This window comes from Streptomyces spirodelae, assembly GCF_017676385.1.
GTDB classification, from domain to species: domain Bacteria; phylum Actinomycetota; class Actinomycetes; order Streptomycetales; family Streptomycetaceae; genus Streptomyces; species Streptomyces spirodelae.
Genome location: NZ_JAFFZN010000011.1, coordinates 92725 through 113538 on the forward strand (window position 1 = coordinate 92725; position 20814 = coordinate 113538).

Consider the following 20814-nt stretch of genomic DNA (forward strand, 5'->3'; position numbering starts at 1 on the left):
CGGCTCACACCAGGTCGAGTTCGAGCATCCGGATGGCGTTGCCCCGCATCAGCTTGTGAACGGTCTCCTGGTCCAGCCCCTGTACGTGTTCCAGTGCGACTTGTTTGGTGTGCGGGAAGGTGGAGTCGACGTGCGGGTAGTCGGTCTCGAAGGTGGCGTTGTCCCTGCCGACCGAGTCCAGCGCGGTGACGCCGTGTTTGTCGCGGAAGAAGCAGCAGAAGATCTGCCGGTAGTAGTAGGTGGAGGGCGGCTCGGGGATCAGGTCGCGGACGCCGCCCCAGGCGCGGTGCTCTTCCCAGACGTCGTCGGCGCGCTCCAGCGCGTAGGGAATCCAGCCCATCTGGCCCTCGCTGTAGGCGAGTTTCAGCCGAGGATGTCTGACGAGCACGCCGCTGAAGAGGAAGTCCATCATGGAGGCCATGGCGTTGTTGAAGGAGAGCGACGCCTGTACGGCCGGAGGCGCGTCCGGGGAGGCGGCGGGCATCTGGGAGGAGGACCCGATGTGCATGTTGACGACGGTGCCGGTCTCCTCGCAGACGGCGAAGAAGGGGTCCCAGTAGCCGCTGTGGATACTGGGGAGCCCCAGGTGTGTGGGGATCTCGCTGAAGGTGACGGCGCGCACCCCGCGCGCGGCGTTGCGGCGTACCTCGGCGACGGCCAGGTCGATGTCCCACAGCGGGATGAGGCAGAGCGGGACGAGCCTGCCGCCGGAGTCGCCGCACCACTCCTCGACCATCCAGTCGTTGTAGGCGCGTACGCAGGCCAGCGCGACCTCCTTGTCGTGAGCCTCGGCGAAGGTCTGCCCGCAGAAGCGGGGGAAGGTCGGAAAGCACAGGGATGCCTCGACATGGTTGAGGTCCATGTCCTTGAGGCGTTCGGCCGGGTCCCAGCAGCCGGGCCGCATCTGGTCGCGGGTGATGCCCTCCAGGGTCATCTCGTCGCGGTCGAAACCGACGGCGGCGATGTTGCGCTTGTAGGGGAACTTCAGGTCCTCGTAGATCCACCAGTCGGCCGGTGGCCCGTCGGGGTCCATGGTGATCCGGTATTTGCCGCCGACGTACTCGAGTTCCCCGATGCCGGCGGTGAGCGGCTTGGGGCCGCGATCCCGGTACTTGGCGGGCAGCCAGGTGTCGAAGAGGTGCGCGGGTTCGATCACATGGTCGTCGACGCTGATGATGCGCGGTAGTTCGGTCACGGGCGTGGTCCCCTCGCCATACCGGCCTGCTCACTGCCTTATCTGATGACCCGTCAGATAGAGGCTAGCCCCGCACCTCTGGACCGACAAGCCGTCGCCTCCTACGCTTCCCGCACAACTGACGGGCCGTCAGCTCGTCGAGTCACTCGGCACGGTCGACAGCAGGCACCCAAGGGAGCGCCATGTCCACCCAAGACCACGCGGCAGCCTCGACCGCTGTCGCATACGAACTCGGCGCCTCGCGCACCCTGTGGGAACTGGTCACCCGCCGGGCGGAGCTCAGCCCGGACGTTCCCGTGCTCATCCAGGCTGCCGACAACCCGGTTGACGATCGCTCCCTCACTTTCGGCCAGTTGCGTACCCGCGCGGAACGCACAGCTGCCGGGCTGTACGCGCAGGGAATGCGCCCCGGACAGACAGTGGCCTGGCAACTGCCCACCCGCATCGAGACCGTTGTGCTCTCCCTCGCCCTGGCCCGGCTCGGCGTACGGCAGACGCCGCTCATCCCCGGGCACCGGGAGCGCGAGGTCGCTCTCGCGGTGCGTGCGACCGGCGCCGGATGGTACGCACACCCCGGCCAGTGGCACGGCACCGACTACGCCGCACTGGCCGAGCGGGTCAACCGGCGGTACGAGCACGCCCCGCGCGCGTTCACCGCGTACAACACCCTCCCCGAGGCCCCGCCCGGTCCACCGTCAGCGCTGCCACCGCCGCCCGCCGACGGCACCGCTGTGCGCTGGATCTACTGGACCTCGGGCACCACCTCCGAGCCGCGCGGCGTACGCCACACCGACCGCAGCCTGATCGCGGGCGGCTCCTGCCTGGCACACGCCCTGCGGCTGCGCCCCGACGACGTGGGGTCGATCGCCTTCCCCTACGCGCACATCGGCGGTCCCGACTATCTGGTGATGCTGCTCCTGTACGGATTCCCCGCCGTACTGTTCGAGAAGTTCGCGATGCCGGGCGCGCTGGCGGGCTACCGGCGCCACGGAGTGACGACGGCGGGCGGCTCCACGGCGTTCTACTCGATGTTCCTGGCCGAACAGCGCAAGCAGCCGCACCGCAGACTCCTTCCCGGCCTGCGGCTGCTCGCCGGCGGCGGCGCCCCCAAACCCCCCGAGCTCTACCACGAGGTGGTCGCGGAGCTGGGCTGCCGGCTCACCCATGGCTACGGCATGACCGAGGCACCGATGATCACGATGGGCGCTCCCGACGACACACCGGAGCAGTTGGCCACCACCGAGGGACGTCCACCGCCGGGAATGGAGATCCGGATCACCACACCGGACGGCGAACCGCTGCCGCCGGGGCACGAGGGAGAGGTCAGGCTGCGCGGCGAGGCGGTGTGCCAGGGCTACTTGGATGCGGACCGGACGGCCGAGGTCTTCGACGCCGACGGCTTTCTGCTCACCGGCGATCTGGGGCGCCTGCTGGAGAGCGGTCATCTGGTGCTCACGGGCCGGTCGAAGGACGTCATCATCCGCAAGGGCGAGAACGTCTCGGCCAAGGAGATCGAGCAGCTTCTCTACGAACACCCGGCGGTCGCCGACGCGGCGGTGATCGGTCTGCCCGACCCGGAGCGGGGAGAGCGGGTCTGCGCTGTCGTCGAGCAGCCGCCGGGGGCGGGACGGGTCACGCTCGCTGAACTGACCGCGTATCTGCGGGAAGAGGGGCTGGCCACCTACAAACTGCCCGAACAGTTGGAGGTGGTGGAGGCGCTGCCGCGCAACGAGACCCTGCGCAAGGTCCTCAAGTACAAGCTGCGGGAGCGGTTCGGCTGACCCTTCCGCGCCCCGGGGTCACGCCGTGAGCGGGCCCGCGGGGGTGTGCGCTTCGGTGGCGGCGGCCAGGTCCGGGTAGCAGTCGAAGAGCCGCCGTACCCCCAGCGCCGAGAGCACCCTGTTCACATGCGAGCCGTCCTCGGCACCGCGCGCGGGCAGGATCAGCCGCAGCCGCCCCGCGCAGGACCGCATCAGCCTTCGCGAGGCGATCAGGACGCCCACTCCGCTGGAATCGCAGAACATGACGTCGGACAGATCGAGCACCAGGCTTCTGCGCCCCTCCGCCACAGCATCGTGCACATGCTGCCGCACCGCGGGTGAGGTGACCAGGTCCAGCTCACCGGAGACCCGGAGCACGGCCCACCCGCCCCGCTCCTCCTCCAGCACCTTCAACGACACTCCCCGCAACCCCTTCGTCGATCGCCCTACAGCAGTCGGCTGCCCTGGCCCACCCCTCCAAAACTGGTCCCAGGGAATCGACCCTAAGCGGTCCGGCGGTATTACCCAGGGGAACCAGTGAGAACTTGTGGTCACGCCCCCATAACGCTCGGCAGCATCCGCCCCTTACGCCCCTGTACCACCGCCCGAACCAAGCACTCCGTGACGAGAACTGCACCCTCGGCAACTATCCAGGGGCGCACGTTGCCGCGAAAGGGGCGTGCGCAGTCAGTTGCTCGCACTACATTCGAGGCGTTGACGGGCATCACAAGAGGCGGAAGGGACCGCCGCAAACGGCACCGACGGGGCGGGCCGGAGGCGGACGGCGGAACCGAGGGCTGGGGGCCACCATGGCGAACGACACACCACCGCGCTGGGACCGGAAGATGCAGCAGCGGCTCGCGCGCGGCGAGGCGGCGGCGCTGGGTGAGCTCTACGACCGCTTCGCGTCACTTGTACACGGCCTCGCCCACCGGGTGCTGGACGACGAGGAGGCGGCCGACAGCGCCACCCGGGAGGTCTTCGCGCACATCTGGGAGAACCCGCACAGCTTCGACCCGCGTGAGGGCCCCATGCGGTCCTGGATAGCGGCACTGACCCAGCAGATCGCGACCGGCAGGCTGCGCAGCCAGCAGCGCAGCGCCGGCCCCTGTTCACCGGAACAGGCCGAGCGGTTCGAGGAGCAGGTCCGCACCGCTGCCACCGCGGCGCGTGCGGACTACATCGTCACCTCCATGCCGTCCTCCCTGCGCGCCGCCCTCGAACTGGCGTATTTCGAGCGCCACGACTACCGGCAGACGGCCCGCACGCTGGGCGTCACCGAGGACGAGGCCCGCCGCCGGCTGCGGCTGGGGCTCCAACTCCTCTCCTCCGCCATGACACAGCCCGCCATGACCCGATCCGGCGCGGAGTCCCGGCCATGAGTACGCCACCGACACCCCCGACACCACCGACACCTTCGGGCCCTGGTCCTGGTCCTGGTCCTGGCTCCGGTCCCGGTCCTGGTCCTGGCCCGGGGCAGCCCGCCGGGCGGCAGGCGCGCAACGTGACCTCCCCGGCCACCGGCACCGCCGAGGTAGCGCCGGAAGGCGAACTACAGGATCACCGGGTCCTCACCTCGCTGCTCGGCGCCTGGGCCCTCGCCGCCTGCTCCCCTGAGGAGACCGCCGCAGTGGAGGCGCATCTGACCGACTGCGCGCCCTGCGCAGAGGAAGCGCTGCGGCTGCGCGACGCCGTCGGCCTGCTGCACGCGGAGGACAGCCTCGACCTGGACCCGATGCTGCGCTCCCGGGTGCTGGAAGGCTGCCTCAACCGGCGTCCCGCCCGTATCCCGATGCCCACCTGGGCGGCGCCCTACGACGCGGAGACCGCCCGGCTGGACGCGCTGCTGCGGGACATGGCCGACACGGAGTGGCGGGCTCCGGTGCGGCTGCGCTGGTTCGACGGCGACCGGCAGACCACCCGGGAGACGACCGTGGCCGGTGTCCTCGGCCATCTGCTCGCGGTCGACGGGCTGGTCGCGAGCGGCATCGGCCTGCCCGACCCGCTGCCGGCCAACGCCCTCCCGGCCGGTCCCGACGCGGGACCGCAGAGCCGTACGGAGGCTTACTGGGCGCTGGGCGAGGCCGGGCACCAGAGCCCGGCAGCGCGCGAGCCGTGGCGGGAGCAGAGCCACGCCATGATCCGCGACGTGTCGTTCCTCGCCGCTCAGGACGAAGCCGACCACGAGGGCGGCACCGGCGAAGGCGGCACCGGCGAGGGCACTGCCCGTGGGCGGCTCGTCTCCTACGGCAGCTTCTCGCTGCCGCTGCGCGACGCGTTCCTCGACCGCGCTTTCGAGTGCTGGATGCACGCCGAGGACATCGCGGAAGCCGTCGACTACCCGTACGGGCCGCCCGGTCCGGCGCATCTCAACCTGCTGGTCGATCTCGCAGCGCGGCAGCTGCCCGGCGCGCTCGCGGCGCGGCGCCGCACGGGGCTCGCGCCGCCGTCCCGCGGTCTGGCCACGGCAGGCGCACCCGGCCGCACCCTGCATCTGGAGGTCGAGGGCGAGGGAGGCGGCGACTGGTACATCCCGCTCGATTCCCCGGGCAGCCGCGCCTCACCGGAGGGCAAGGTCGCCCATATCGCGCTGGACGGCCTGGAGTTCTGCCAGCTCGCGGCGGGCCATGTGCAGCCGCTGGAGGCTGCCGCCGGGCACGACGGTGACCCGCAGGCCATCCAGGACGTCCTCTACGCGACCGCTTCGCTGTCGCGGTTGTAGCCGAACGTGGCGGCCCGGGGCGGAAGGCCCCGGGCCCGGCCCGGCGTCCGCTCAGGTGAAGACGACCGTACGGTGGCCGTTCAGCAGGACGCGGTGCTCGCTGTGCCACTTCACGGCGCGGGCCAGCGCCTGGCACTCGACGTCACGGCCCACGGCGACCAACTGCTCGGGCGTGACGTCGTGACCGACCCGCTCGACCTCCTGCTCGATGATCGGCCCCTCGTCGAGGTCGGCGGTCACATAGTGCGCCGTGGCGCCGATCAGCTTCACGCCGCGTGCGTGCGCCTGGTGGTACGGCTTGGCGCCCTTGAAGCTCGGCAGGAAGGAGTGGTGGATATTGATGATCCGCCCGGACAGCTGCTTGCACAGGTTGTCGGAGAGCACCTGCATGTAGCGCGCGAGGACGACGAGTTCCACCCGCTCGGCCTCCACCAGCTCCAGCAGCCGCTCCTCGGCCTGTGCCTTGGTGTCCTTCGTCACAGGGATGTGGTGGAAGGGGATGTCGTAGGAGGCGACCAGCTCGGCGAAGTCGGTGTGGTTGGAGACCACGGCGACGATCTCGACGGGCAGGGCGCCGATCCGGGAGCGGAAGAGCAGGTCGTTCAGGCAGTGCCCGAACTTGCTCACCATGAGGACGACCCGCATCTTCTCCTCGGCCCGGTGAATCTGCCAGTCCATCCGGAAGGAGTCGCCGACCGCGGAGAAGCTGGCCCGCAGTTTCTCCACCGTGGTGTTACCGGTGAAGTGGACGCGCATGAAAAAGAGCCCGGTGTCGCGGTCCCCGAACTGCTGGCTGTCCTCGATGTTGCAGCCCGTCATGAACAGATAGCTGGAGACGGCGTGCACGATGCCCTGATTATCCGGGCACGAGAGAGTGAGGACGAACTGTCCCGCCTGCTCGCTTTCGCTCTTCTCGGCGATCTCGGCGGAGTTGTCGGGGGCGGAGTGCGACTGGCTCATGGCTTCAAGACTGGCACATCACCCGGGGTGCCCCGGTCACACCGTCCGAAGCATGATCGCCAGAAGCTCCAGGGAGCGTGGCGGCTCGTCCGGGTCCTCGCCGTCGTTCCCGGCGAGCAGCACATGGGCCTCCCGCGCCGCTTGTACGGCCTCCGGCCAGGCCGGATGTTCCAGGTACGAGGCGACCGGGGCGTCGGCGCCGACCTGGTGCATGATGCGCAGCACCCGCAGCACGGCGGCGTCCACCAGCTGGGCCTCCTGCGCGTCCCGGAAGATCGTTCCGACGTATTTCTCCGCCGACCAGTTGTCCAGCCAGGTGTCCTCGACCAGGCGGTAGACGGCGTCCGTGACATCGCCGTATCCGGGGACGCCGGCCAGCCAGCACTCGTGCTGGAAGGTCTGGTCGGAGAGCATGTGCAGCGCCGAGCGCACGTTGCTGCGCCAGCGCCACCAGGGCACGTCGTTGACAGGCATGCCGCCTATGGTGGTGGAACCACGGCCACGTCGGGAAGACTTCACGGAACCTGCTTGCTGCATGGTCACCGACCCTACGTTCCGTCCGCCGCGCCAGGGCGGCGGCCCCTCACCCTGCCGCGCACCCGCTCACAGCGCGCCCACGCCCGCTCACAGGGAGCCGTACTGCCGCTCGGTGAGGCCGTACTTCTTCGCCGTCGGATTCCACAGCCGCGCCGCCTTCTTCTTGGAGGCGGTCGCCTTACCGCTGGCGCCGTTGCCGGCCGCCAGGTGGCGGGTCGGTTTGGCCTTGCCCTTGTGGCAGCCCTTCTTACGCGCCGCCTGGTCCGCCCAGGCCGCGTAATGGTTGTCGGCTGAGGCCGAGGCCCGCCAGGCGCTCTTGAGCGCCGAGTTCAGCTCGGCGCTGTGCGGGATGGCGTCCGTCTTCAGTTCGCCGAGCCGCCGCACCAGGGCGGTGCGCTGCTTGGCGGCGGACCGCAGATCGGCCGCCGCCTTGCCCAGCGACTTGCAGGCCCTGATGTTCTGCACGGAACGTACGACCGAGGAGCGGCTGTTGTTGCTGTCGGCCAGCAGCGCGTCCAGCTTCTTGGCCTGCGCCTCGGCGGGGTCCGGCGCCGCTGAGGACTTCTTCTCGCCCGCGGGCTCGCTGGACGCCTTCGGCTTGTCGGAGCCGGGGTCGTCGTCACCGCCGTTCGCGAGGAGCAGGCCGACGACGAGCCCGATCACCGCGACGCCCGCCAGCCCCGCGCCTATCAGCACCCCGGGATGCATTCCGCGGCGGCCCCGGCCGGCGTCGCGCCGCGCCGCCCGCCCCCCGGCCTGCGGCTCGTACTGCCGCGAGCCCGGCTGGGGATAGCCGTAACCGCCACCCTGTGCACCAGGCTGCGGGTACCCGTAGCCGCCGCCCCGCGTACCGGGCTGCGGATAGCCGTAGCCGCCGCCCCGCGAGCCGCCCGGCTGCGGGTAGCCGTAACCGCCCGGCCGGGCACCGGGCTGGGGGTAGCCGTAACCGCCACGTGGCGGGGCGGGCCGCTGCGCCGCGTCGTCGAAGACGGGCAGGCTCTGCGTGGAGCCCGGCTCGTCGTGGCCGACAGCGGGCTGTCCCCGGCCGGACTGCGGCGCGTCGGACCTGAAGAGGTTCTCGAACTCCGGGAGGGGCTGCCGGGTGCCCTCCGCCCCGGCACCCTGCCCTTGGGGGGCGGGTGTGCCCGAGTCGGGTGTGCCCGCGCCGGGTGTGCCCGAGTCGGGCGCGCCCGCGCCGGACATCGGCGGGAGCATCTGGGTCGCCTCCGAGTCGCTGCCGACACCGGCCGCCATCGGAGGCAGATACTGCGTGGCCTCGCTGTCCGGGCTGCCCCCCACCGGGGCGGCGGGCCCCGGCTGCTGCGGCGGCAGCAACTGCGTTCCGTCGTCGGGACCGGCGGAACCCACTGCGGGCTGACCCGCCGGGAACGGCGGAAGCATCTGGGTGGCGTCGCTGTCGCCCGGTCCGCCCTGGTACGCGCCCTGCGGCGGAGTCGGCGGGGCCGAGGGCGGGGACGGCGGGGGCGCGCTCGGCGGGGGCGGCATCGCGCCGGGCAGCGGCTGCCCGTACGCGGGCGGCGGCATCTCTCCCTGAGTGCCATGGCCGCCCTGTCCCGCGGCCGGGGGCAGCGGCCCGGCACCGCCGGGTGACTGCGGCTGCGGCAGATGCGGCGAGGTGGCGGGTGCCGCCGGTGGAGTCCGTGGGCGGGCCGGGGTGCCCTCCGGGGGGAGCGGCAGCGCACCGCCGGGCTCGTCCTGCTGCGGAGCGCCCCAGTAGCCGGTGCCACCGTGCCCCGGGCCGCCGTGCCCCGGGCCGCCCTGCGCGGCGCCTTCGTAGCCGCCGTCGTAGCCGCCGTAGGTGCTGTCGTCGGCCTGGGACGCCTCGGCGCCCGGGCCCCAGGGGTCGCCCCACGGCTGCCCGGCCGGGGGGCTCACCTGCTCGCGCTCGGACTGGGCCTGGCGCTGCTGCTGAGGAGTCCAAGGGTCGCCGTTGGCCGGCAGCACGACCCCCTCGTACGGGGTCGTGGAGGCGGGCAGGGCGTCACCGGCGGAGCCGGAAGTCCCGTCCTGTCCGCGTCCGTTGTGCGTTGTCACCGAGACTCCTCGTTCGCATGGCTAGCGGAAGCGTCGGCTCACGCTACCGGGTCATGCCAACGGGCGACCACGCGCCCAGATGTGCGGACGCCCTTCCTTCACCTGATGTCACCATGAAGCCCGCAAGGAAGGATGAATCACGCGAAACGCTCGACTGGTCACCAGGGGCAGGGCAGGCCCCTCACGCCGCGGCGATCGGCTCCAGACTCTCGTGGAACTCCCGCACCACGGGCTCGTCCCGGTACGGTTCCAGCCGCTGCCGGAAGTCGTCCAGATACTCCGCGCCCCGGTCCGACCGCAGCCCCGCGAGCAGTTGCGCCGCCTGCCCGCCCGTCTGGCAGGCGCGCTCCACCTCGCGCTGCTGCACCTGCGCGCCGGCCAGCAGGAACAGCCCGATCGCACGCCGCCGCGCCCGGCCGTGCGGGTGCCCGGTGACGGCCTCCTCCGCGCGCGCTGCCGCGCTCTCGGCCTGGCCCAGGTCGCGATGGCAGTGGGCGAGTTCGTCCGCGAGGTAGGCGCGGTCGAAGTGCGCGATCCAGGACGGGTCGTCCCCGGCGTCGGCCGCCGCCTCGGCGCCGTCCATGGCCGTCAGCGCCCGGGTGACGGAACCCTGGCAGGCGCGCGCATCGCCCATCAGCGCGTGCCCGCGCGCCTCAGCGGCGTGGAACATCGCCTCCACGCGCGGCGTCACCCGCCCCCGCGCCCCCTCCTGTGCCGCACGCGCCAACTGGGCGATCTCGCGCGGGTTGCCGAGCGAGGCGGCCAGGTGGCTCATCCCGGCGGCCAGCACATAGCCGCCGTACGCCCGGTCCCCCGCCGCCTGGGCCAGCCGCAGGGACTGGATGTAGTACCGCTGCGCGAGCCCGTGCTGGCCGGTGTCCACGGCCATGTAGCCCGCCAGTTCGGTCAGCCGGGCCACGGCGGCGAACAGCGACCGGCCGACCGCCTCCTTGTAGGAGCCGGCGAGCAGCCCGGAGACGACGCTGTTGAGGTAGTGCACCACCACGGGGCGGATATGGCCGCTGCCATAGCGGTGGTCCAGGTCGGAGAGCGCCTCGGTCATCGCCTGTACGGCCGCCACGTCCGCCTCGCCCACCCGGGCCCCGGAGGAGCGTGCGACCTGGTGGTCGGGCTGCGTGATCAGCCAGTCCCTGCTCGGCTCGACCAGCGCGGAGGCCGCCACGGTCGACCCGGTCAGGAAGTCCCTGCGGCCCACGTCACTGCGCCACAGCTCACAGACCTGCTCGACGGCACCGACGACGGTCGGCGCGAACTGCAGCCCCACGCCCGAGGCGAGGTTCTTGCCGTTGGCCATGCCGATCTCGTCGATCGTCACGGTACGGCCCAGCTTGCGGCCGAGGGCCTCGGCGATGATGCCCGGAGCCCGCCCGCGCGGCTGCTGGCCGCGCAGCCAGCGCGCCACGGAGGTCTTGTCGTATCGCAGATCCAGTCCGTGCTCGGCGCCGCACATGTTGACGCGGCGGGCGAGGCCGGCGTTCGAGCACCCGGCCTCCTGGATGAGTGCTTGCAGCCGTTCATTGGGCTGCCTCGCGACGAGCGGCCTGGCGGCCATGCGATCCCCCTCCGTGGTTTCTCTGCAACCAAGACCCGGCGTGATCACGGCTCGGCGCCGACTGCTTGACGCAGACCGCGCGGCGCCGGCTGATTTGCGCATATGCCCGTGAGACCCCCCAAAGCCCGCGCTTCACAGCACAATGCGCCGCAGAGGGACTACCCACCCAAGACCGCTCTTCTGTGCACGCGCCCCCACACTTGCCACCATGCGCCGTCATGAGCGCGGGCTGCCCCCAGCCCGGTGAAATCAGTGACGCGCTGCCGCCGCATGCACCGTCGCGCCTCGGACCGCGCCGTTCAGCGCCCGTAACCCCTGCGAGGGACGAAAGTTGTGATGGTCGTGGAAGAGACCATCACCTTTACCTCTGGAGTGACCACGGACGCCTCTGGAGCGGCCACGGACGCGCACAGCCCCGGACAGCGGACAGCACCACCCGCGACACCCCTCGAACACGCGGTGCGCTACACGCAGGAGCGGGCCTGGGACGTCTTTCCCGGCGTCTGGCTGGAAACGGTGAACGGCGTCCCGCGCTGCGCCTGCGGCGAGCGCGCGTGCCCCGCACCCGGCGCACACCCGGCGCGCGCACGCTGGGCGGACGAGACGACGGGGAGCGCGACGACCGTGCGCCGGGTGTGGGCCACTGAACCGCGCGCCGCCGTACTGCTGCCGACCGGGCGCGCCTTCGACGCGCTGGAGGTCTCCGAAGCCGTCGGCTGCCTGGCCCTCGCCCGCCTCGAACGGATGGACCAGCCGCTGGGACCTGTCACCTGCACACCGGATGGCCGGATGCTCTTCTTCGTTCTTCCGGGCGCCATCGCGAAGGTTCCCGCGACTCTGCGGCGGCTGGGGTGGTCGCCCACCGCGTTGGACCTTCGATCCAGAGGTGCCGGGGACTGGGTGGCTGCGCCGCCCACGCGAGTGGGGACGCGGGGGGCTGTGCAGTGGGCTCGGGAGCCCACTGCGGCCAATCGTTGGTTGCCCGATGTGGATGAGGTGCTGCCCACCATTGCGTACGCCTGCGGACGCGAAGCCGCCGCCCTTGGCTGAGGTCGCCGCCAATGGCCGAGGGCGGAGCCCTCTGACCCCCTCTCGTTCATGGGGCTCCGCCCCCCCCCGACACGACCTGTCGGCGGCAGCCGGGACACGAACGGGGCCCGCGTCCACAACCGGGCGCCCCGAAGAGAGGGGGTGCCAAGGGGTCAGGTGCCAGTTGTGGGGAGGGTTGCTTGGAGGAAGGGTTCGACGACGCGGCGCCAATCGTCGGGCTGGTCGTAATGGATCAAATGCCCTGCCTCAGTGACCTCGGCGTAAATGCCCCGCGGCAGCACCCGCACCATTTCCTGGGCCTCGGCGCGCCCCAGCTCCCCGTCGAGTCCGCGCACCACCAGGGTGGGGCAGCGGACCTGGGCGAGCTCGTCCCAGTGCGCGTCATACACCCATCCCTCCCGGACACGCATCATCACCTCCGGCGAGAAGGTGGGGCGCCAGCCGTCCTCGCGTTCGGACATCACCTCCGCGAAGAACTCACCCCGCGAGGCGCGGGAGCGTTCGAGGGAGGGATCGTCCTCGCCGAACCACCTGCGGACGTCGGCGAGGGTCGCGAAGGGGACCGGCCAGGACTTGAACCACTCCTCCCACTCCCGCTGCGACTGCTCGCCGAGCGCGGTGGCCCGCATATCGCTGATCACCAGTGCTTGGACGAGGTCGGGGCGTTTGGCGGCGAGTTGCCATGCGGTGAGCGCGCCCATGGCGTGGCCGACGAGGGCGACGGGGGCGAGTTCGAGTCTTTCGAGCGCGGCTTCCGCGTCGGCGACGAACGCTTCCCGGTCGTAGCGGCCCTCGTTCGGCTTGTCACTGCGGCCGTGGCCGCGCTGGTCGAGGGCGACGGCGCGATAGCGGTCCGCCAGCCAGCGGGCGGTTCCGGCCCAGTGGGAGGCGCGGCCCATGAGTCCGTGCAGTAAAAGCACGCCCGGCGGTTTGCGGCGCTGCGTGTCGGCCAGGGCCTCGGGGCCGGCGCCGGCCTTGGGCGAGTCGGCGAACTCCCAGGCGGCGAGACGGAGTCCGTCCGCCCCCGTCACATCGATACGTCGCACCATGCGTCGTGACACCCCCACTCCTGTGACCGCCGCGTCAGACTATCGAACCTTTATTCGAACAGCCGGGGCTCACGGCGAATACCCCACCTTTGAGTGACAACGTTGCGGGGTTGCCCGTCGTCCCCCGGGGGAGACAGGAACCGGGAGGGCGGCAGACCCTGAGAGCTCGGGGCTCCGGGTTGCCGCGGGGGGACATGGGGAGGCGGGGCTCCGGAAGCCGAAGGCACCGGAGCCCCGGCTGCTCACCCGCGGTACGAGGCCAAGGCCCGCGGAACACAGCATCGATGGCTCCCTTCCGCCCGCGCCGGCGTCGCCCGGCACGCATACGGCCGCTCGTGTTCCGGCAACTCTGGTACGGCTGGAAGAATTTGGGAAGACGCCCATCCGCGCGGGCGCGTCGCCGCGCGCCGGGGCGTCTTCCCGTGCGCCCTACTTGGACGCAACCGTCCAGCTTCTGCCTGACCGAGGACGGCACGATGGCGGAAACCCGCCGTTGGGGCACGGCGCCGCGTGCCCGACGCGGGAATGCCGTGGCCGGCCGCGCCGTTCCCGCGCGCCCCTACGGGGCGCTCAGCGCTTGGCGACGAAGACGTGCGCGGCGACCTCGGTGCCCAGTTCCGCCGCCTCGCCGCTGCTGCCCACCTGGACGCCGCCCGCGGAGCCCGCGTTGACGCTGACGACCGCGCCCGGCTGCACACCGGCCCGCCGCAGGGTGTACATCAGCTGGGCATCCATCTGGATCGGCTCGCCGATCCTGCGGACCACGACGGTCTTGCCGTCGCCGCCCGTCTCGACGTCGTTCAGACTGACCAGGCCGTCGTCCAGGAAGGGATCGGCCTCGGCTTTCTCGCCCAGCTCCTCCAGGCCCGGGATCGGGTTGCCGTAGGGGGACTCGGTGGGGTGCCGCAGCAGATCGAGCACGCGGCGCTCGACCGCTTCGCTCATCACGTGCTCCCAGCGGCACGCCTCCGCGTGCACCTGCTCCCACTCCAGGCCGATCACATCGACCAGCAGACACTCCGCCAGCCGGTGCTTGCGCATCACGCGGGTGGCCAGCTGCCTGCCCTCTTCCGTGAGCTCCAGGTGCCGGTCCCCGGCGACCGTCACCAGTCCGTCCCGCTCCATCCGGGCCACGGTCTGGCTGACCGTCGGACCGCTCTGGTCCAGGCGCTCGGCGATGCGGGCACGCATCGGGACCACACCTTCCTCCTCGAGCTCCAGGATGGTGCGGAGATACATCTCCGTCGTGTCGATGAGTCCTGACATTGCGCAGCCCCTAGTCAGTCGTGCGGTGGCCCTGAAAGCAATTCTGACGCATCCCACTGACAACCGCGCCGCCCCGACCGGGTGCCGGTCTCCGCAGCGCGCTGCGGACGGTTGACAGGAGAAAGGTCCAGACCTCAACGTGATCGCCGTACTACGGAACGGAACCGGGCCCGATCACCTCGCCCGGTCCACGGTGACGGAGGCGAGGGGCGCGTATGGGCGAGCAGGGTGGCGCGGCGGGGACGACGGCGGCGCGGGAGTTCTTCGACGCGGCCATCGCGCTGCTGAGCCAGCTCAGGGACGGCGAGGCGGCGGGCATCGAGGCGGCGGGCAAGCTGCTCGCCGAGACGGTGACCGACGGTGGCCGGATCTTCGCCTTCGGCGCCGGGCACTCCTCCCTCCCCGCGCAGGACACCGTCTACCGGGCGGGCGGGCTGGCCGTGATGAACCTGCTCAACGTGCCGGGGGCCGTCGGGGTCGCCGTCCGCCCGGCCACGCTGGGCAGCGCGCTGGAGCGGGTCTCCGGGCTGGCGGCCGCAGCGCTGGACTCCAGTCCGGCGCGTGCCGGGGACGTACTGATCGTCATCTCCCTCTCGGGCCGCAACGAGCTTCCGGTGGAGCTGGCCCTCAACGCGCGCGCCCTCGGACTCAAGGTCGTGGGGATCACCTCGGTCGCGTACGCGGAACAGACCCGCTCCCGGCACGCCACCGGCACCTTCCTCAAGGACCACTGCGACATCGTCGTGGACAGCCGGATCGCCGTCGGTGACGCCGTGCTGACCGCCGAGGGCGTGGCAGCGCCGTTCGCGCCCGCCTCCACGGTGGTGACCAGCGCGGTGATGCAGGCGATCGTCGCCACGGCGGCGTGTGAGCTGGCGCGCCGGGGCGTGGAGCCGCCCATGCTGCGCTCGGGCAATGTGGACGGCGGCCACGACTGGAACGCGCACGTCATGGACGAGTACGCGGACCGGATCTTCTACCGCTGACCGCTCCCCAGCGTGTGACCGCTCCCCAGCGCGCCCGCCAGGTCCACGGCTGCCGCGACGTGCGTGGCGATCTGCTCCGCGTAGTCCGCGTCCTCCCGGTCGAAGGGGCGGCGGCCCGCGTCCCTCAGGAAGGTGACGACGCCGAGCGAGCGGCCCCGGCAGCGCAGCACCGTGCACAGCCCGTGCACGGTGCCCTGCGGCCACTTGCGGGTCCGCGCCCACTCGGCCGTGTCCGCCCCGCGCTGCGCCCCGCAGCTGGCCCTTACGGAGGTGCAGCGCTGGTACGCCTGGAGCGCCGGGTGCCCTTCCGGGTAGGCGACGGGGATACCGCTGGCGGTACCGGGCTCGATGAACGGCGGACGGCCGCGTTCGGCCGCGGGTGTCAGCGCGGCCCGCACCAGCCGCGGATCGCGGGGCGGCAGCGCGTCCAGCGAGGCGTCCTGGGTGCGCGAGGGCTCGGGTCCCGGTTCGGCTGCCAGGTCCAGCAGCGCGTGGTCGGCGAATCCGGCCAGTGCGAACTCCAGGTGGAGGCACGCGGCCTCCATGGGATCGGCGCACTCGGCGGCGGCGCGTGCCGCGCGGTGCGACTGGCCGTCGCGGAAGCGCAGCCGGGCCGCCTCCCGCTCGGCCTGCTTCTGGTCGGTGGCGTCCTGGAAGAGCCAGGCGACGCCGAGCGGCACGGGTTCCTCAGCCAGCGGTGAGGACAGCCGCAGGAAGCCGCTGCGCCAGCAGCGGCGGCGCGCCGACTCCGCGGTGGGCGCTGCCGCCCGGCCCTCGCCGTCGCTCATCCGGGCGGTGTCGCCCTCGGCGGCGTCGCCCGGGGCGGGGTCCGCGCCGTCGCCGCTCTCGCCGTCGGCAGGGGCGGTTCCGGTACCGGTACGGCCCGGGCCCGTACGGTCGCTGGGCGGGCGGAGCGTCACCCAGATCTCGGCGGGCGCCGGCGGTGCCCCCTCACCGAGCACGTGCTGGAGTGCTCCCTCCAGCTCCTCCGTGCCCTGTTCGAGGAGTTCGCCCAGCGGGCGGCCGAGCATGCCGGCGCGCGCCGGTACGCGGAAGGCCCGCGCCGCGTACGCGTTGACGACGGTGGGCCGCAGATCGGCGTCGACCAGGACGACACCCCACGAGGCGTCCTCCAGCAGCGCCTCGCTCAGCGCTATGCAGCGCTCCAGATCGATCTGGGCGTGCACCTCGCTGAAGGCGCAGTAGACACCCTGGGGACGGCCGTCGGCACCGCTGACGCCCGAGGACTGGATACGCACCAGCACCCGTCCGCCGTCCTTGGTCAGCAGCGCGAACTCGTGGACCTGACGGCCGGGCGAGCGCATCGCGTCCAGCAGCCGGCCCTCGACCTCCTCGGCGTCGGCCGGGCGCACCGCCCAGCCCGCCAGGCCCTTGCGGCCCACGGCCTCCTCCTGCGTCCACCCCAGCATCCGCTCCGCCTCGCGGTTCCAGTGTGTGACCACGCCGTCGGCGTCGAAGGCACACAGCGCGGCGTCCATGCCGTCGAGCAGAGCGGCGAGCAGAAGTTCGTCGTCAGGCCCGCCGTCACCGTCCGAGGACGACGCGGAGTGAGTCTCGGATCGAGCCGCCACCTCGGCACCCCCCTTGTTGCTGTGCCCGTCTTGTTGCTGTGCCCGTCTCTTGTCGTACCCGTCTGCTGCGTCGTCGCTCAGCGCCACGACGTATGTACGGATCATTCAACTCGAACGTGACGCACCCCACAGGGAGTTCCCCGAAATCGTTGTCGCCCCGAAATTCGTTTGCCGCCCACCGGAGCGGTGCCTACGGTGTGGAGCACACAGGAAAGGAGGTGATCCGGCTGATGATCAATCACCGGACGTGTGAGGTGGCTGCGGCCTGAGGCCGACGCCACTAGCGTGACGCCGGTTCGCCGGCCAATCCACAGCAGTCACCCGGCCCGTGGGCTCGTCGGACTCGTCCGACCGACGCCGCCGCCTCTGGCGGTGGAGTCGCCCACGGGCCGTTTCCTTTCGTGCGCCCCCGTTGGGCGGTACGGGGCGCGGCCCTCTCAGGGACAGAGCCGCTCGATCTCCCAGTTCCCGCCCGCCGCGAGGCGGTAGCGCAGGCGGTCGTGCAGGCGGTTCTCCCGGCCCTGCCAGAACTCCACCGTCTCGGGCCGCACCCGGTAGCCGCCCCACTGGGCCGGTGCCGGAACGTCCTCCCCCTCCGGGTAGCGCTCCGCGAGTTGTGCGTACAGCCGGTCCAGGTCCTCCCTGGAGGCCACCCGCGAGGACTGTTCGCTCGCCCACGCACCCAGCTGCGAGCCGTGCGGGCGGGTGCGGAAGTAGGCGGCTGTCTCATCGCGCCCGGTGCGCTCGACAGCACCCGAAATGATCACCTGACGGGCGATGCCGTGCCAGGGGAAGAGCAGCGAGGCATACGGATTCGCCTCGATCTCCCGTCCCTTGCGGGAGCCGTAGTTGGTGAAGAAGACGAAGCCGCGCTCGTCGTAGCGCTTCAGCAGGACGGTGCGGGAGCTGGGGCGGCCCTGCTCGTCCGCGGTGGAGCAGACCATCGCGTTGGGTTCGTGCAGCCCGCTGGCTGTCGCCTGGGCGAACCAGAGCGCGAACTGGGCGAAGGGGTCGGGCGCCAGATCCTTCTCACTGAGCCCTTCGTCCCGGTAGTGGGCGCGCATCGCGGCGGGGTCGAGAGTGGTCGAGGCCACAGGCGTCTCGGGGGCGGTCGCGTCGGGAGCGTCGTCGGTCTCGGCAGTGTCATCAGCGTGAGGCACGTCGCCATCTTGCAGCATCGATCCCGGCCGCGGTCGGACAGTCTGCCCGGTGGACACCCTCCGCACACCTGCCGGACGGGAATCGGCCGCTGTGCCGCTTCTCACCCTCCCCTACAGGTGCCGGAACCGACAGAATCCTGCCCCGGGAGCTGTGGTGGCCGCACACCAAGAGCTATCGTTGCCGCTCCGCCCAGCAGCGTGCTCCAGGCCACAGGCAGCGGAGCGTGACCACCGTCCGGGGCGGGCATGACCGAGGTGACGGCCCGGTCCGTGAGCCGCGGACGCCGGCAGCGGAACCGTTCGCCGCGCTCACACAGCATGCGCCGCATGTGCCGCACGCGCCGTATGCACGCAGACCACGCTGCCCCGCGCAGCCCACGCCAGCAGGTCGTTCCGCCGTCAGCACAGCTTGACGACGCTTTACGAGGGAGCCGCCAGATGTCCGACTTCGTACCCGGACTCGAGGGAGTCGTCGCGTTCGAGACGGAGATCGCCGAACCCGACAAGGAAGGCGGCTCGCTCCGCTACCGAGGCGTGGACATCGAGGACCTGGTCGGCCACGTCTCGTTCGGCAGCGTGTGGGGCCTGCTGGTCGACGGCAGCTTCAACCCCGGCCTCCCGCCCGCCGAACCGTTCCCCATCCCCGTCCACTCCGGGGACATCCGGGTGGACGTCCAGTCGGCCCTCGCCATGCTCGCGCCCGTCTGGGGCCTCAAACCGCTCCTCGACATCGACGAGGGCACCGCCCGTGACGACCTGGCGCGCGCCGCCGTGATGGCCCTCTCCTACGTCGCACAGTCCGCGCGCGGCCAGGGCCTGCCGATGGTGCCGCAGAAGGAGATCGACAAGGCCGACACAGTCGTCGAGCGCTTCATGCGCCGCTGGCGCGGCGAGCCCGACCCCAAGCACGTCGCCGCCGTCGACGCCTACTGGACCTCGGCGGCCGAGCACGGCATGAACGCCTCCACCTTCACGGCCCGCGTCATCGCCTCCACCGGCGCGGACGTCGCCGCTGCGCTCTCCGGTGCCGTCGGCGCCATGTCCGGGCCGCTGCACGGCGGCGCCCCCTCCCGGGTCCTCGGCATGATCGAGGAGATCGAGCGGGAGGGCGACGCGGACGCCTACGTGAAGCGCCAGCTGGACCGCGGCGAGCGGCTGATGGGCTTCGGCCACCGCGTCTACCGCGCCGAGGACCCGCGAGCGCGCGTGCTGCGCCGTACGGCCAAGGAACTGGGCGCCCCGCGCTACGAGGTGGCGCTGGCCCTGGAGAAGGCCGCTCTCGCCGAGCTGCGCGCCCGCCGCCCCGACCGGGTGCTGGAGACCAACGTCGAGTTCTGGGCCGCGATCGTCCTGGACTTCGCCGAGGTTCCGGCCCACATGTTCACCTCGATGTTCACCTGCGCCCGCACCGCCGGCTGGTCGGCGCACATCCTGGAACAGAAGCGCACGAGCCGCCTGGTGCGCCCCTCCGCCCGCTATGTGGGCCCAGGGCCGCGTGACCCCCGCGAGATCGACGGCTTCTCCGGCTGACGCCTTCTCCTGCTGACGCCGCCCACGCACGTCGTCCCCGCCACCTGCTGCGGTGGCGGGGACGACGTGCGCGGGCTCACGTGTCCGTTGTGCCCGTGTCCACCGGCCGACGGTCACTCCGACGCTGCAGAGCCCGGAAGTCCTCGAACCACGCCTGAGTGCGCCCGTCCTCGCCGTCGGCGCGCTTCCGGACGGTCCGGGTGGCGTACAGGCTGTTGAGCAGCCACGGCCGTTTGTCCGGGCCGATGTCGCGCACCATGGCTTCGGCCTGTGCCACGCCATAAGTGGCCACCGCGAGCTTCCCCGTGTCGCGGAACCGCTCCACCTGGTCCGCGAGGTAGTGCCTGTTTCTGCTGAACCAGGGACACATGGACAAGAAAGCGTTCCACTTCTGCTCCGGGAACGGGTTGCGGACAGCGCTCCGGAGCAGCTCCCACACCCGCGTATCCGGATCGATGCCGTAGCGCCGGGCGAACCGGGCCGGAATCCTGTCCCGCATGTGCGCACTCCAGTCGAGCACCAGGGAGAACTCGGTGGCAAGGAACCTCTGGTCTGCACGGAGCAGTGGGACCACGTAGTCCAGGTACTGCTGGGCGGCGTCGAGGGAGGCCACATGCGGGTGGATGTCGACGCCTTCGATCTCCCGCGTGCCGTGGACGAACTCCATCCACCGACGGGTGGCCGCGGTCCGCCAGGCGGGATCGTCCAGGTGATTCAACGCACCCATGTACAACCGGGTCCTGCAGCCTTGCGCGTAGTGCTTCCTGCGGTACGAGACGAGGTGCTGTGCCAGATGCTCGTAGAAGGCATTGAGGTCCGGGCCGCCGCGATCGGCCCGGCGACTCTCGATGAACGGCTCGTTCCCGATCACCAGGATGTCGACCTTGTCCAGCACGGCACTCGCCACCTTCTCCACGCGCGCGAGTTCAGCATCCATGAGCGCGCTGCCGACTGCGGGGAACGCACGCTCGTGGTAGGGGAACTTCAACGACAGGACGGTGCCGTACCCCTGCCCATGCGCGTCCAACAGCGTGGCCACGGCCCGCTGGCGCTCCAGTGGGCCTTTGCCGACCTCCCGCATCGGAAGGAAGCCGCGCAGCCAGCCCGCGGAGAGTCCACGTAACTGGGCGAAGCTCACATCGCGGGGGTCCTCGTTGAAGTTGGCCCCCAGCGCGCCGCTCGGGGCCGCCCCGCGGCCCGAGCGCCCGGCTCCTGACTCATCCGGCGCCCGCTTCTCCTCCGCGCTGCACCCCGCCGCCAGGAACGCGGCGGCGGACGCGCCGAGCAGCAGACACCGCCGCGACACTCCGGGCTCCCTTGCACGGCACGTACCGGACTCCGGTGCACGGCGCGTACCGGGCTCCGGCCGCGACTGGTGA

17 protein-coding genes are annotated in these 20814 nt (G+C 71.6%); 6 read left to right on the plus strand and 11 right to left on the minus strand.

Features of this window, described 5'->3' with window-relative positions:
* Positions 1–4 precede the first annotated feature (4 nt).
* The gene (locus JW592_RS14055; protein WP_209265388.1) at positions 5–1195 is read right to left on the minus strand and encodes an amidohydrolase family protein; all 1191 of its coding nucleotides are present in this window, start codon (positions 1193–1195) and stop codon (positions 5–7) included.
* A 182-nt stretch (positions 1196–1377) separates the two neighbouring features.
* Between JW592_RS14055 and JW592_RS14060 the strand changes: the two genes are divergently transcribed.
* Complete coding sequence (locus JW592_RS14060; protein ID WP_209265389.1) at positions 1378–2976, plus strand: class I adenylate-forming enzyme family protein; 1599 nt, start codon at positions 1378–1380, stop codon at positions 2974–2976.
* 18 nt (positions 2977–2994) lie between these two features.
* On the opposite strand, the gene JW592_RS14065 is transcribed toward JW592_RS14060, so the two are convergent.
* The gene (locus JW592_RS14065; protein WP_209265390.1) at positions 2995–3375 is read right to left on the minus strand and encodes an STAS domain-containing protein; all 381 of its coding nucleotides are present in this window, start codon (positions 3373–3375) and stop codon (positions 2995–2997) included.
* 389 nt (positions 3376–3764) lie between these two features.
* On the opposite strand from JW592_RS14065, the gene JW592_RS14070 reads away from it, so the two are divergent.
* Positions 3765–4337 (plus strand): sigma-70 family RNA polymerase sigma factor, encoded by a 573-nt coding sequence (locus JW592_RS14070; protein ID WP_209265391.1) that lies wholly within the window; start codon positions 3765–3767, stop codon positions 4335–4337.
* Complete coding sequence (locus JW592_RS14075; protein ID WP_229375974.1) at positions 4334–5677, plus strand: zf-HC2 domain-containing protein; 1344 nt, start codon at positions 4334–4336, stop codon at positions 5675–5677. The genes JW592_RS14070 and JW592_RS14075 overlap by 4 nt, the downstream gene beginning before the upstream one ends.
* Positions 5678–5728: 51 nt before the next feature.
* Here JW592_RS14075 and purU read toward each other — a convergent pair whose 3' ends face one another.
* The 4 genes from purU to JW592_RS14095 form a co-directional block, all read right to left on the minus strand.
* Entirely contained in the window at positions 5729–6637 is a 909-nt protein-coding gene (purU, locus tag JW592_RS14080) for a formyltetrahydrofolate deformylase (protein WP_229375976.1), read from the minus strand.
* Positions 6638–6673: 36 nt separating this feature from the next.
* Positions 6674–7174 (minus strand): SCO4402 family protein, encoded by a 501-nt coding sequence (locus tag JW592_RS14085; RefSeq protein ID WP_209265393.1) that lies wholly within the window; start codon positions 7172–7174, stop codon positions 6674–6676.
* 87 nt (positions 7175–7261) lie between these two features.
* Positions 7262–9229, minus strand: a complete 1968-nt coding sequence (locus tag JW592_RS14090) for a hypothetical protein (protein WP_209265394.1) — start codon at positions 9227–9229, stop codon at positions 7262–7264.
* A 181-nt stretch (positions 9230–9410) separates the two neighbouring features.
* Positions 9411–10802 carry an NsdA family TPR-like regulatory protein gene (locus JW592_RS14095; protein WP_209265395.1) on the minus strand — a complete coding sequence of 464 codons (1392 nt, stop codon included), beginning with the start codon at positions 10800–10802 and terminating at the stop codon, positions 9411–9413.
* Between the two features lie 336 nt (positions 10803–11138).
* Here JW592_RS14095 and JW592_RS14100 point away from each other — a divergent pair, with 336 nt between their 5' ends.
* Positions 11139–11852: a bifunctional DNA primase/polymerase gene (locus tag JW592_RS14100; protein WP_209265483.1), complete on the plus strand. Its 714-nt coding sequence runs from the start codon at positions 11139–11141 to the stop codon at positions 11850–11852.
* A 152-nt stretch (positions 11853–12004) separates the two neighbouring features.
* Here JW592_RS14100 and JW592_RS14105 read toward each other — a convergent pair whose 3' ends face one another.
* Both JW592_RS14105 and JW592_RS14110 read right to left on the minus strand, forming a co-directional pair.
* Entirely contained in the window at positions 12005–12901 is an 897-nt protein-coding gene (locus JW592_RS14105; RefSeq protein ID WP_209265396.1) for an alpha/beta fold hydrolase, read from the minus strand.
* Between the two features lie 570 nt (positions 12902–13471).
* On the minus strand, positions 13472–14167 hold the full coding sequence (locus tag JW592_RS14110) for an iron-dependent transcriptional repressor DtxR (protein ID WP_209242938.1): 696 nt from the start codon (positions 14165–14167) through the stop codon (positions 13472–13474).
* 215 nt (positions 14168–14382) lie between these two features.
* Here JW592_RS14110 and JW592_RS14115 point away from each other — a divergent pair, with 215 nt between their 5' ends.
* Entirely contained in the window at positions 14383–15153 is a 771-nt protein-coding gene (locus tag JW592_RS14115; protein ID WP_209265397.1) for an SIS domain-containing protein, read from the plus strand.
* On the opposite strand, the gene JW592_RS14120 is transcribed toward JW592_RS14115, so the two are convergent.
* Both JW592_RS14120 and pdxH read right to left on the minus strand, forming a co-directional pair.
* Complete coding sequence (locus JW592_RS14120) at positions 15144–16652, minus strand: PAS domain-containing protein (protein WP_229376017.1); 1509 nt, start codon at positions 16650–16652, stop codon at positions 15144–15146. The genes JW592_RS14115 and JW592_RS14120 overlap by 10 nt on opposite strands.
* A gap of 530 nt (positions 16653–17182) precedes the next feature.
* Entirely contained in the window at positions 17183–17809 is a 627-nt protein-coding gene (pdxH, locus tag JW592_RS14125; protein WP_209265484.1) for a pyridoxamine 5'-phosphate oxidase, read from the minus strand.
* Between the two features lie 534 nt (positions 17810–18343).
* Here pdxH and JW592_RS14130 point away from each other — a divergent pair.
* Entirely contained in the window at positions 18344–19435 is a 1092-nt protein-coding gene (locus JW592_RS14130) for a citrate synthase 2 (RefSeq protein WP_209265399.1), read from the plus strand.
* 76 nt (positions 19436–19511) lie between these two features.
* Here JW592_RS14130 and JW592_RS14135 read toward each other — a convergent pair whose 3' ends face one another.
* Positions 19512–20741: a hypothetical protein gene (locus JW592_RS14135; protein ID WP_209265400.1), complete on the minus strand. Its 1230-nt coding sequence runs from the start codon at positions 20739–20741 to the stop codon at positions 19512–19514.
* Positions 20742–20814: the final 73 nt, after the last annotated feature.